Raw genomic sequence first — 11,922 nt, 5'->3', positions numbered from 1 at the left:
GATCGCCAGCAAGCTGGCTCCTACAAGAGCTTGTGCTGAATAACAGAATCTACCGTGCCAGCTGCGGCTCGGGCTGGCCCAGGCGGCGAGCCACATAGAGGTCGATCAGATAGCGGGCGATCGAACGCGTCATCGGCAACGGTGGCAGCTGCTCGATAGGAAACCAGCGCGCATCCTCGATCTCGTCGGCCTGCGGGACGATCTCGCCGCCGACATATTCGGCATGGAAACCGAGCATCAGCGAATGCGGGAACGGCCAGCCCTGGCTACCGAGATACTGCAGGTTGCCGACCTCGATGCCGACCTCCTCATGCACTTCGCGCAGCACGCACTCCTCCGCCGACTCCCCCGGCTCGACGAAACCGGCCAGGGTGCTGTACACACCAGGCACGAAGCGCGGCGAACGGGCCAGGAGAATCTCGTCACCACGGGTGACCAGCACAATCATGCTCGGTGAAATACGCGCATAGCCATCCAGGCCGCAGGACGGACAACGCATGCAGCGCTCGCCCGCTACCTGCTGGGTCGGCGTGCCGCAGCGCCCGCAGAAGCGATGCTGGCTCTGCCAGGTCGCCACCTGCTCGGCGAACGCCAGCATGCGGAACGTCGGGTAATCGGCCTGCAGCATGAACTGACGCAGGCTCTGCCAGTAACAGCCGGGCAATTCGGCAGGCTGCTCCAGCTGCAGCAGCCAGACGGCCTCGCCATTGAAATAGCCCAGGCCCTGTTCGCCGCGCAGCGGCAGGTCCTGACGCTTGAGCCATTCGCGGGGAAACAGCACGCCATTGCTGTCGGCCAGGAAACCCTGAGCGCCATGCACCAGCGCCCAGCCACCGGCCTGGCTGTTATCCAGCACTGGAGTGGTCTGCCAACCCGCTGCCATCAGGCGGCTACCGGCAGACCCAGGGCACGCACGCTTTCCTCAGCGAGGTCGAGCACACTCGGGCTGGTTTCCGGACGCAGCACGGCGCCACCTTCCAGGTAGTACTCCAGGCTGCTGAGGGCATCGGCCAGGGTTTCCAGCATCTGCTCGGAAGGCATCTGCTGGGTTTCGATCATGCGTGTCTGGATATAGTCGGCACACAGACCGATCAACTTGGCCGCGCGCTCCTGACCGAGGAACCACAAGCCACCGCGCACCGCCTGCAGGCTGATGGGCACGTTGGCCAGGTGCATGCGGTCACCGTTGGATTCCAGGTAGGAAGTGATCGCCCGCTTGGCCAGGGCCAGACCGCCCTGGGCCTCGTCGACCACCACGATGCGCGCCTCGGTCAGCTGATGCGCGGCGAAGGCCTCGCCCTCGTCGCCCGGCTGAATCTGCGCAGGACGCTGATCACGGCGCTCGCCACGTTCCAGGCTGGCTACCATGCTTTCCACATAGAGCACGGCTTCGGCAAGCTTGTGCAGATCCTGCATTTGCGCCGGGCTGGCTTCGCCCCAGCCAGCTACCACCGGCAGTTGTACCTGCAGGGCATTGGCCGCCGAGCTCAGGCCAACCATGCCGAGGGTCTTGGCCAGTTTGCCCAGCAACGCATGCAGGTTGCCGAAGCTGTCCGACTGGGCCGTGCCGCGCTCGATCAGATCGAGCAGATCCTTGACGCTGGCCAGCTCCTCGCGAATCGCCGAGGACAGCGAACGCATCACGCCCTGCCCCGGCCCGGACAGGCGCTGGTATTCCTCATCGAGCAGATGGTCGGTAAATGGCAGCGCATTGAGGCCGAACACCTCGCGCACCGAGCTGGCCTGCTCGCCCTTACTGTCGGCCAGGGCCACCAGGTACAGCAGTTCCTTGAGCAGGCTGCGCGGCGCCTCGTAGGTGCTGTTGCCCAGGGCTTGCTTGAGTTCGCGATCGAGACGGGAGAACAGCTGCTTGCGCGACTTGCGTGGCAACAGCTGGCCATCCAGCTGTGCTTCCACGGCAGCGGCACCGACCCAGCACAGGCGCCCGCGCGAGTCGTCGCCAAACAGGCTGTCGAGACGCGCCAGGGCACGCAGCATCAACTTGAGCCCAGCCTGGGGGTTGTCCTCGCGGATGAAACCGAGCAGACCGACCTGGTACATGTGACGCAGGCGACGGGTATCGTCAGCCGATACATCACCGGGAACCATGCGGGCAGCGCGCTGCTGATCGAGCCGCACGCTGAAGAAGAAACTCTCCGGCAGCGGCGGCTGCGCACCGGCCTGACGCAGCTCGTTGATCGCCGGCAGCAGCAGCTCAGGCATTTCCTGGCGATGGGCGTCGACGTTTTCCAGATAGCGGCGCAGCACATACATCGCACTGCTCAGCGCCGAGAGCTGCACGTCGCGCTCTTCGCCGGCGCCGGCGGGGATATCGGTGGCCTGTTGCAGGACTTCCTGGGCCAGCAGCTCGGCACCGGCCAGCTCGATCAGGTTGAGCGTGCCGCGCACCTGCTGCAGGTTTTCCACCGCCTGCTGCAGCAGGCTGCCGTTGTGCCGCTCGGCGATGAAGTGTTCGAGACTCTGTTCGGTCTCTTCCATGGTGGTGAACAGTTCGTCACGCACCAGGCTCAGGGATGTCGCTCCAGTGACCATAGGTCTACTGCACCTCGCTAGGCTGGTACTGCATCAGTCGGCAAATTCGGCTTTCTGCTTGCTCATGTGCGCGGCCATGGCCACGCGCAGGTCAGCAGATTGCAGCATGGCGGCATTCCAGTTGGCCACATACTCCAGGCCGTCATCGACGCGGTGATCGCGCATGTAGCGAATCATGTGTTTGGTGCCACGGATGGCGATGGGCGACTTCGCGGCAATCTCGCCGGCCAGTGCCAGCACGCCGGCCAGCAGTTCTTCCTGGCTGGCGTAGGTACGATTGACCAGGCCAATGCGCTGGGCTTCGCCGCCATCGATGGTGCGGCCGGTGTAGGCCAGTTCACGCATCATGCCGTCGCCGATGATGCGCGGCAGACGTTGCAGGGTGCCGACGTCGGCCGCCATGCCCATGTCGATTTCCTTGATCGAGAACTGTGCATCGACGGTGCTGTAACGCATGTCGCAGGCGGCGATCAGGTCGATGGCGCCGCCCAGGCAATAGCCCTGGATAGCCGCCAGCACCGGCTTGCGGCAGTTGTCGACGGCATTGAAGGAGGCTTGCAGCTGGAGGATCTTGCGCCGCAGGGCTTCGGCGTTGCGCCCGACATCCTTGCCCAGCGCGCTGCCAGCCTGGGCCAGCAGCATCAGGTCGATACCCGAGGAGAAGTGTTTGCCGGCGCCGGAAAGCACCACCACGCGCGCTTCATCGGTGTCGTCGATCCAGCGGAAGATATCGACGATCTCGGCCCAGAAGTCCGCGTTCATCGCGTTGACCTTTTCCGGGCGGTTGATCTGTACGTGGGCAATCTTGTCGTTCAACTCGACACGGAAGGCTTTGTAGTCCGGCACGCAGATCATCCTCGAAGGCGTGGCGCCAGGCGGCGCGCATAGAAACATTGTTATGGGTTTAACCGCCCAACTATAACAAGCATGTAATAAATGTCGATGCTGGCCACTGTGATGCAAGGCACGCTAGCAAAGCTAAGAACATTTCTGACTATATTCGTTAAGCGCTTGATCTTTTTTAGAACTCGACTCTGTGCTCTGGGATAAATCAGCGTTCGCTCGGGCGCCGCCCCCACCAGGCAGCGCCAAGGTGCTAGTGGAGTTACTCCACTGCAGCTGCCAGCCGATTACGCCACTGCCGCCAGGTGTAGACCGGAATCCCCGCCATCAACACCAGGAAACCCCAGAACACGGCCTGCTCGCCCGTGCCATACAGCGCCCATATCGAATAGCTGAAGGCGCAACAGCCGATCCACAGCAGCGGCCCCTTCTCCCGCTCGCCGAAGTCGCTCGGACGGGTCGCCAGCAGGTGCAGCAGCGCGGCGGCGCAGAACACGTAGGGCACCACACCGGCCATGGTGCCGAGCAGGATGATCACATTGAACACCTCGACCAGCTCGCCCTGGCCGTTCACCAGCACCAGCAGGGTCACCAGTACGCCCGAGATGAGCATGCCGTGGGCCGGCACGCCGTTCTTGTTGGTTTTGGCCAGGATCGCCGGTAGCAAGCCATCACGCGCGGGCGCCATGGGAATCTGGCCCTGCAGCAGAATCCAGCCGTTGAGGGCGCCGAGGCAGGCGACCACCGCGCCGCCGGCGATGAAGTAGTAGCCCCAGTCGCCGAGCATCACCCGGGCGGCGTCGGCGAAAGGTGCGCTGGAATGGGCCAGCACCTCGGGTGCGAGGATGCCCTGCACTGCCGTATTGGAGAGAATGTACACAGTCGCCGCCACCAGGGTGCCAACCAGGGTGGCGCGCGGAATGGTGCGGCGCGGGTCACGCACATGCTCGGCCGGCACCGTGGCCGACTCCAGGCCGATGAACGACCACAGGGTCAGCGCCGCCGTGGTGGCGATGGCCTGGGCGTAGCCGCCGCCGGGCAGTTTCTCCGGTTCGGGGATGCTCAGGTACTCGGGATGGAAGTGGAACCAGCCAAGCAGGCCAACCAGCAGCAGCGGCACCAACTTGAGCAGGGTAAGGATGTTCTGCGCGAGGGCGAAGGACTTGATGCCGCGCAGATTGATCAGCGTACACAGCCAGATAGCACCAATCGCCGTTGCGACCATCAGCGTCGGGTCGCGCAGAATGGGCAGGAACACCTGCAGGTAGCCGACCAAAGTGACCGAGATGGCGGCATTACCGATCCAGGCGGCCATCCAGTAGATCCAGGCGCACAAGTAGCCGGCGAAGCTGCCGAAGGCGTCACGGGTGTAGGCGTAGGGTCCGCCGGCAGCCGGATTGAGCCGCGCCAGACGCGAAAAGGTCAGCGCCAACAGCACCGCGCCGACGCTTGATACCAGCCAGCCAACCAGGCTCAGACCACCGTAGGGTGTCAGGCTGGCGGGTAGCAGAAACACCCCCGAGCCGACCATGTTGCCAACCACCAGGGCGGTACAGGTCCAGAAACCCATCTCGCCCGGCGCACCTTTGTCCTCAGCCATAACATCCCCCGATGGCGTGGCCGGCCTGGCCGCCACTCGGGTCGTTACAGGCCGTGCGTTATTGTTTGATGCAATCCACGGTATAGCACGCGCCATCGCGCTGCAGCCCATGCACATCGGCATCGAAGCCAGGGAACTGGCTATCGAAGGTTCGGGCGAACTGCAGGTAATCGATGATCGAGCGGGTCTCGGCAGTGAAGCGCTCGCCCGGCATGATCAGCGGAATGCCTGGCGGATAAGGCACCAGCATCACCGCCGCGATACGCCCTTCCAGCTGTTCGATCGGCACCGCCTCGACCTCGCCACGCACCAGCTGGTTGTAGGCGTCGGCCGGCTTGATCGCCACCTGCGGCAGCACCGTGTACATGCGCTTGAGCGCCTTGGCCGTGGCGTTCTCGCGGTAGCAGGCATGCAGCTGGTCGCACAAGTCACGCAGGCCCATGCCGGCGTAGCGCGCGGCATCTTCACGAGCAACCGAGGGCAGCGCATCGACCAGTGCCACGTTGGCGTCGTACAGGCGCTTGAACTCCAGCAACTCGGTGAGCAGGGTGCTCCACTTGCCCTTGGTGATACCCATGGAAAACAGCACCAGGAAGGAATACAGGCCGGTCTTCTCCACCACCAGACCGCGCTCCCAGAGGAACTTGCCGACCACCGCGGCGGGGATGCCCGACTCGGCCAGTGCGCCCTCGGCGGACAGCCCCGGCATCACCAGGGTGACCTTGATCGGGTCGAGCAGCACATAGTCCTCGGCGATCTCGCCGAAACCGTGCCAGGCGGCATTTGGTTGCAACAGCCAGTCGCCGGTCTGTACGCCCTCGGCCTGCGGCGGCTGCCAGATGCTGAACCACCAGTCATCGGCCTTGAGGTTCTGCCGCAGGTTGGCCAGGGCGCGGCGGAAACTCAGCGCCTCGTCGAAGGTTTCCTGGATCAGCGAGCGCCCGGCCGGGCCTTCCATCATTGCTGAAGCCACGTCCAGCGAGGCGATGATGCCGTACTGCGGCGAGGTGGAGATGTGCATCATGAAGGCTTCGTTGAAGCGTTCACGGTCCAGCTGACGCGCGCCGCCGTCCTGCACGTGGATCATCGAGGCCTGACTGAAGGCCGCCAGCAGCTTGTGGGTGGAGTGGGTGGTGAACACCAGCGGGGTCTTCTCGCCGCACTCGGTGCCCATGCCGTAGCGCCCGGCATAGAACTCGTGGAACGCCGCGTAGGCGTACCAGGCCTCGTCGAAATGCAGCACCTCGACGCTGTCGGCCAGGGTGCGCTTGATCAGCTCGGCGTTGTAACAGAGGCCGTCGTAGGTGGAGTTGGTCACCACCGCCAGCTTGACCTTGGGCGCACGGCCCTTGGCCAGCGGGCTGGCGTCGATCTTGGCCTGGATCGATTCCTTGCTGAACTCGCTCAGCGGAATCGGCCCGATGATGCCCAGCTCGTTGCGCTCCGGGCACAGGTACAACGGAATGGCGCCGGTCATGATGATCGAATGGAGGATCGACTTGTGGCAGTTGCGATCGACCAGCACCAGGTCGTCGCGACCGACCATCGAGTGCCAGACGATCTTGTTCGCCGTCGAGGTGCCGTTGATCACGAAGAAGGTGTGGTCGGCGCCGAAGTTGCGGGCGGCGCGGGCCTCGGCCTCGGCCAGCGGGCCGGTGTGATCGAGCAGCGAGCCCAGCTCCGGCACCGACACGGACAAGTCGGAACGCAGGGTGTTCTCGCCGAAGAACTGGTGGAAGGCCTGCCCCACCGGGCTCTTGCGGTAGGCCACGCCACCACCGTGGCCGGGCGTGTGCCAGGAATAGTTGGACTGCTCGGTGTGCTGCACCAGCGCCTTGAAGAACGGCGGCAACAGGCCATCGAGGTAGTTGTGCGCGGCGCGCGCCACCTGGCGGGCAAGGAAGGACACGGTGTCTTCGTACAGATAGAGGATGCCGCGCAGGTGATTGAGATCGGCCATGGCCTCGGCCGGCGCGTTCTCGATGGTCACCTGTTCGCCCAGGGCGAAGATCGGCAGCTGCGGTGCGCGCACGCGGGCGATGCGGATCAGCTCGACCATGTCCTGCAGCAGACGCTGGTTCTCCCCCGCTCCTTCGGCGGCGACCAGGATGCAGGCCAGGCCGTGGTGGGTAGAAGCGACGATGCGCCCCTCGGCGGAGCTGGCGGTGGAGAGGATGGTGAAGCCATCCTGGCTCAGTTCCTCGGCAATCGCCCGTACGCGTTCGCCGGCTACGGTGTCGGCCTTGATGTCGCGGTGGACGATGAGGACGGGGAATTTCAGGTCTTTATACATTATGAGTTCCTGAGGGGCCGGCAGCGGCCTATCCCCTCAGGTTAGAAGCTCGCCCGGACCGGCGGAACCCCCTGTGCGGCAAGCTGTAAGAAAAGGTCGCCTGGACAACCTTTACCCTTGCCTCAGCTTTCTTTCGGCGCGTCCAGTTGCGCCCACAGCGACGGCGCCCCGGCAGACTTTTCGATCACCGCCAGACGCGCAGCATGGGCAGCCAGTTCGGCCTCGCTGGCGCGGATGATGCGGGTTGGCGAGCGGTTGGCATCCAGGCGAATGATCGGGCTGGGCATCTGCCGACCGCTGCCATCACCACCCTCGCCGGCCAGCGACAGGTGGGTCTGGCCGCCGGTCATGGTCAGGTAGACGTCGGCGAGGATCTCGGCGTCGAGCAGTGCGCCGTGCAGATCACGACCGGAGTTGTCGACGCCATAGCGTTTGCACAGGGCATCGAGGTTGTTGCGCTGGCCCGGATGACGCTCGCGGGCCATCAGCAGAGTATCGAGGATGCCGCAGTAGTCGCTGACTTCGGCGCGCTCGCTCTGCCCGAGCAGGGCGAACTCGTTGTTGATGAAGCCGACGTCGAACGCCGCGTTGTGGATGATCAGCTGGGCGCCGTGGATGAACTCGTAGAACTCATCGGCGACTTCCTTGAAGCGCGGCTTGTCGGCAACGAACTCGTTGGTAATGCCGTGCACGGCGATCGCGCCCTCGTCGATCTCGCGATCCGGGTTGAGATAGACGTGGTAGTGGCGCCCGGTCAGGCGCCGGCCTTCCAGCTCGACGCAGCCGATCTCGATGATGCGGTGCCCATCGGTCACCGGCATGCCGGTGGTTTCAGTATCGAGTACCACGCTACGCATGTTTCATTGCCCTCACTTCATCGACACCGCGATTGGCCAACTGGTCGGCCTTCTCGTTGCCGGGGTGGCCGGTATGCCCGCGCACCCACTGCCAGGTCACGTTATGGCGGTTGACCTGCTCGTCCAGCGCCTGCCACAGGTCGGCGTTCTTCACCGGTTCCTTGGCAGCCGTCTTCCAGCCGCGCTTCTTCCAGTTCGGCATCCACTCCTGGATACCCTTCATCACGTACTGCGAGTCGGTAACCAGACGCACGGAACAGGGACGGGTCAGGGCGATCAACGCGCAGATCGCCGCCATCAGCTCCATGCGGTTGTTGGTGGTGTTGGGCTCGCCGCCCCAGAGTTCTTTTTCAGCACCCTTGAAAACCAACAGCGCGCCCCAGCCACCCGGGCCGGGATTGCCCTTGCAGGCGCCATCGGTGTAGATCTCGACTATTTCTTCGCTCATTGACTACATCTACTGCTCGGAATCGCGGCGGCTGACTTTAGCCACCGGCATTGGCAGCAACTTGCCCATGGTGGCCCGTTGCACAGGTCGCAGCGGCCGCAAGCCGACCACCAGCTTGCGCGCTACCAACAGATAGAAGCCCGCGCCCGGCATCTGCCAGGCGCCGCCCCAAGTCTCCAGCCGGGCCAGGCGCGATTGCCAGGCCGCTGAAGCAAGCGGCGGACGATAGCACCCGAAGCGGCGTTTCTCCAGCGCAAAGCCGAGCAGGCTGAGCCAGTCGCTCATGCGCGCCGGCGAGATGCAGCGGGCCTGACGAAAACCATCACGAGCGAAGTAATGGCGCAGCCCCCAGGCGCTCCAGGGGTTGATCCCGACGATCAACAGATGACCGCCCGGGCGCACGCTGTGTGCCGCCTCACGCAGCAGGCCGTGGGGCGACAGGCAGAAATCCAGGCCGTGTTGCAGCACCACCACATCGGCAGCGTGCTCACCGAGCGGCCAGGCCTGCTCTTCGCAGGCGATGTCCACACCGGCCAGCGGCGCGCCAAGGCGTACATTGCAGCGGATCTGCGGCGCCTTCGGTGGCTGGACCGCCGCCGGGCCGTAATGCACCAGGTAACCGCCAAAATAACGCGCCAGTTCTTCATCCAGCGCGCGGCGCTCTTCTTCCAGCAACAGCTCGCCGAGCGGCGAAGCCAGCCACTCGCGGGCCGCCTGGGTGAGGTCTAGCCAATCGGCATCGGCCTGGGCGAAGGGTTGCTCGCTCATCGGGAACCTCCAGTGACACAAGCAGGGCTTTGCCGCTTAAGATGCGCCAATGCCCCTCACTTGGCGACCCCGAAAAATGTTTCAGATCGACGCCCTGCCCGCCTTCAGCGACAACTATCTGTGGCTCCTGCAGGACCACGCCCAGCGCCGCTGCGCCGTGGTCGATCCGGGTGACGCCGCGCCGGTAGTGGCCTGGCTCGCCGCCCATCCAGGCTGGCAGCTCAGCGACATCCTGATCACCCATCACCACCCGGACCATATCGGCGGCATCGCCCAGCTCAAGGCCGCCACCGGCGCCCGCGTGTATGGCCCGGCGCAGGAGCAAATCCCAGAGCGCGACGTGGCCTTGGCTGAAGGTGATCGCATCAGCGTGCTCGACCGCGAGCTCGTCATCCATGAGGTGCCCGGCCACACCCTCGGCCATATCGCCTACTACCACGCCGATCCCGCGCAGCCTTGGCTGTTCTGTGGCGACACCCTGTTCTCCGCAGGCTGCGGCCGCCTGTTCGAAGGCAGCCCGGCGCAGATGCATGCATCGCTGAGCCTACTGGCCAGCCTGCCGGATGCCACGCGGGTCTACTGCACCCACGAATACACCCTGAGCAATCTGCACTTCGCCCGCGCCGTGGAACCGCACAATGCGGCCGTCGCCAGGCACTTTGCCGAAGTCAGCGCCTGGCGCGCGGCAGGACGGATCAGCCTGCCCTCGACCATCGCCCTGGAGAAAGCCATCAACCCCTTCCTGCGCTGCACCGAAACATCCATTAAAGAAAAAATCGACGAGCGGGAAGGCCCCCAGCAGCGCTCGGCGGACGAGGTGTTTGCCAGCCTGCGCAGGTGGAAAGACAACTTTCGAATTGGTTAAAAACTGACCAATGGACTGGTGAAAACTTGACCACCCCTAGGGGCATTCCTAGAATCCCCCAACTTTTTAGCGCCGGCAGACACTAGCAACCAATGTTTTTATTACCTTTCAGATCCCTTGATTCAGCTGCATTGGCACAGAGAGCAAGGGCTCTGGCGGTGTTGGCCTGTCTGTTTGTCGCCGGTTGCCAGAACATGGCCCCGTCCACCCCGGAGAACGACCGCGATACCGATCGCGCCGTCAGCCTGCAGCAGGAACCGGAGTGGCTCAGCCAGGAAGCCGAACCCGAAGAGCCGCGCGACATCTGGGAACGCATGCGCGAAGGCTTCAAGCTGCAGGGCGAGATCGGCGTCAATCCGCGCATCGAGCAGCAACGCCTGTGGTTTGCCAGCAATCCCTCCTTCCTGGAAAACGCCAGCGAACGCGGCAGCCTCTATATCCATTACGTGGTCGAGCGCCTGGAAGAGCGCAATATGCCGATGGAACTGGCCCTGCTGCCCGTCATTGAGAGCGCCTACAACCCCTTCGCCTACTCGCGCAGCCATGCCGTGGGCATCTGGCAGTTCATTCCCTCCACTGGTCGTCACTTCAACCTGCGCCAAACCAACTGGTACGACGGCCGCCGCGACATCGTCGCCTCGACCAACGCCGCCATGACCTACCTGAGCCGCCTGCACGACATGTTCAACGGCGACTGGCTGCTGGCCCTGGCGGCCTACAACGCTGGTGAAGGTACGGTCAGCCGGGCCATCGAGCGCAACCAGAAGCTCGGCCTGCCGACCGACTACTGGAACCTGCCACTGCCCAAGGAAACCCAGGCCTACGTGCCCAAACTGCTGGCCCTGTCGCAGATCGTCATGTCGCCTGAAGCCTACGGCGTACGCCTCAACCCGATCGCCAACGAGCCCTACTTCGAACAGGTGGCGAGCAAGCCGGGCCTCGACCTGACGCGGGTAGCGGCCCTGGTCGACATGGAAGAGGACGAGCTGCAAAGCCTCAATCCGGCTTTCAAGAAAGGCATCACCATGGATGGCCCGCAGCACCTGTTGGTGCCCACCGGGAAAGCCGAGCTGCTCAACGCCAACCTGGCCCTGATGAAACCGCAGCAGGTGGTGCGCTGGCAGGAATACCGTGTGCGCAACGGCGACAACCTGCACAGCATTGCCAACCGCTACCACCTGACAGTCAACACCCTGAAGGACGTCAACAAGCTCAAGAGCAACAGCCTGCGGGTTGGCCAGGTCCTCAGCATTCCCGCCGCCGGCGACCGCGAACCGAGCCAGCCGCTGCACCAGCAGGTTGCCAAGGCCACGCCGAGCGCCGGGCCGCGCAGCTACAAGGTGAAGAGTGGCGATACCCTGTGGCAGATCGCCAACAGCAACAATGTCTCGCTGAAAGACCTGCAACGCTGGAACAAGCTCAACGCGCGCAGCAAGCTGAGCCTGGGCCAGACCCTGGTGATCCACGGGGGTAGCGGGGCCAGCGGTGGCACCGGCAACTCGGTGGCCGCCGCCAAGCCCGCCAGCCGTCAGAACGTCACCTATTACCGGGTCAAGTCAGGCGACTCGCTGTACCTGATCGCGCAGCGCTTCAAGGTCGACCTGAAGCACCTGCAGCGCTGGAATCCGCGCAGCAACAGCAGCTCGCTGAAACCGGGCCAGACCCTGACCCTGTATCTCAACTGAGAGCCGTAGC

The 11,922-nt window shown here is 64.2% G+C and carries 10 protein-coding genes; 2 read left to right on the top strand and 8 right to left on the bottom strand.

What is annotated here, in order from left to right:
- Positions 1 to 49: 49 nt before the first annotated feature.
- The 8 genes from nudC to LRS11_RS14025 form a co-directional block, all read right to left on the bottom strand.
- A complete protein-coding gene (nudC, locus tag LRS11_RS14060) occupies positions 50 to 883 on the bottom strand; it encodes an NAD(+) diphosphatase (RefSeq protein ID WP_260493566.1) in 834 nt (277 codons plus the stop codon).
- Positions 883 to 2,553 (bottom strand): ferrous iron transporter B, encoded by a 1,671-nt coding sequence (locus LRS11_RS14055; RefSeq protein ID WP_260493565.1) that lies wholly within the window; start codon positions 2,551 to 2,553, stop codon positions 883 to 885. The genes nudC and LRS11_RS14055 overlap by 1 nt, the downstream gene beginning before the upstream one ends.
- A 33-nt stretch (positions 2,554 to 2,586) precedes the next feature.
- A complete protein-coding gene (locus LRS11_RS14050) occupies positions 2,587 to 3,399 on the bottom strand; it encodes a crotonase/enoyl-CoA hydratase family protein (protein WP_260493564.1) in 813 nt (270 codons plus the stop codon).
- 259 nt (positions 3,400 to 3,658) lie between these two features.
- Complete coding sequence (locus tag LRS11_RS14045) at positions 3,659 to 4,996, bottom strand: amino acid permease (RefSeq protein WP_260493563.1); 1,338 nt, start codon at positions 4,994 to 4,996, stop codon at positions 3,659 to 3,661.
- Between the two features lie 58 nt (positions 4,997 to 5,054).
- Positions 5,055 to 7,289, bottom strand: coding sequence for an Orn/Lys/Arg decarboxylase N-terminal domain-containing protein (locus LRS11_RS14040; protein ID WP_260493562.1), 2,235 nt, complete (start codon positions 7,287 to 7,289; stop codon positions 5,055 to 5,057).
- A 122-nt stretch (positions 7,290 to 7,411) separates the two neighbouring features.
- Positions 7,412 to 8,146, bottom strand: a complete 735-nt coding sequence (dnaQ, locus tag LRS11_RS14035) for a DNA polymerase III subunit epsilon (RefSeq protein ID WP_260493561.1) — start codon at positions 8,144 to 8,146, stop codon at positions 7,412 to 7,414.
- The gene (gene rnhA, locus LRS11_RS14030) at positions 8,139 to 8,594 is read right to left on the bottom strand and encodes a ribonuclease HI (protein ID WP_173205590.1); all 456 of its coding nucleotides are present in this window, start codon (positions 8,592 to 8,594) and stop codon (positions 8,139 to 8,141) included. The genes dnaQ and rnhA overlap by 8 nt, the downstream gene beginning before the upstream one ends.
- Positions 8,595 to 8,603: 9 nt before the next feature.
- The gene (locus LRS11_RS14025) at positions 8,604 to 9,362 is read right to left on the bottom strand and encodes a class I SAM-dependent methyltransferase (protein WP_260493560.1); all 759 of its coding nucleotides are present in this window, start codon (positions 9,360 to 9,362) and stop codon (positions 8,604 to 8,606) included.
- Between the two features lie 76 nt (positions 9,363 to 9,438).
- Between LRS11_RS14025 and gloB the strand changes: the two genes are divergently transcribed.
- Complete coding sequence (gene gloB / locus LRS11_RS14020; RefSeq protein ID WP_260493559.1) at positions 9,439 to 10,227, top strand: hydroxyacylglutathione hydrolase; 789 nt, start codon at positions 9,439 to 9,441, stop codon at positions 10,225 to 10,227.
- A gap of 92 nt (positions 10,228 to 10,319) precedes the next feature.
- Positions 10,320 to 11,912 (top strand): LysM peptidoglycan-binding domain-containing protein, encoded by a 1,593-nt coding sequence (locus tag LRS11_RS14015; RefSeq protein WP_260493558.1) that lies wholly within the window; start codon positions 10,320 to 10,322, stop codon positions 11,910 to 11,912.
- The last annotated feature ends 10 nt before the right edge of the window (positions 11,913 to 11,922 follow it).

It is taken from the genome of Pseudomonas sp. J452, from assembly GCF_024666525.1.
Classification (GTDB): Bacteria; Pseudomonadota; Gammaproteobacteria; order Pseudomonadales; family Pseudomonadaceae; genus Aquipseudomonas.
This window is presented reverse-complemented; position numbering and strand designations above follow the sequence as displayed.

Excerpts from the sequence above, each read along its gene's own strand:
- LRS11_RS14045 (WP_260493563.1), bottom strand. The coding sequence starts at position 4,996 with ATGGCTGAGGACAAAGGTGCGCCGGGCGAGATGGGTTTCTGGACCTGT.
- nudC (WP_260493566.1), bottom strand. The coding sequence starts at position 883 with ATGGCAGCGGGTTGGCAGACCACTCCAGTGCTGGATAACAGCCAGGCC.
- rnhA (WP_173205590.1), bottom strand. The coding sequence starts at position 8,594 with ATGAGCGAAGAAATAGTCGAGATCTACACCGATGGCGCCTGCAAGGGC.
- LRS11_RS14055 (WP_260493565.1), bottom strand. The coding sequence starts at position 2,553 with ATGGTCACTGGAGCGACATCCCTGAGCCTGGTGCGTGACGAACTGTTC.
- gloB (WP_260493559.1), top strand. The coding sequence starts at position 9,439 with ATGTTTCAGATCGACGCCCTGCCCGCCTTCAGCGACAACTATCTGTGG.
- LRS11_RS14040 (WP_260493562.1), bottom strand. The coding sequence starts at position 7,289 with ATGTATAAAGACCTGAAATTCCCCGTCCTCATCGTCCACCGCGACATC.
- dnaQ (WP_260493561.1), bottom strand. The coding sequence starts at position 8,146 with ATGCGTAGCGTGGTACTCGATACTGAAACCACCGGCATGCCGGTGACC.
- LRS11_RS14015 (WP_260493558.1), top strand. The coding sequence starts at position 10,320 with ATGTTTTTATTACCTTTCAGATCCCTTGATTCAGCTGCATTGGCACAG.
- LRS11_RS14025 (WP_260493560.1), bottom strand. The coding sequence starts at position 9,362 with ATGAGCGAGCAACCCTTCGCCCAGGCCGATGCCGATTGGCTAGACCTC.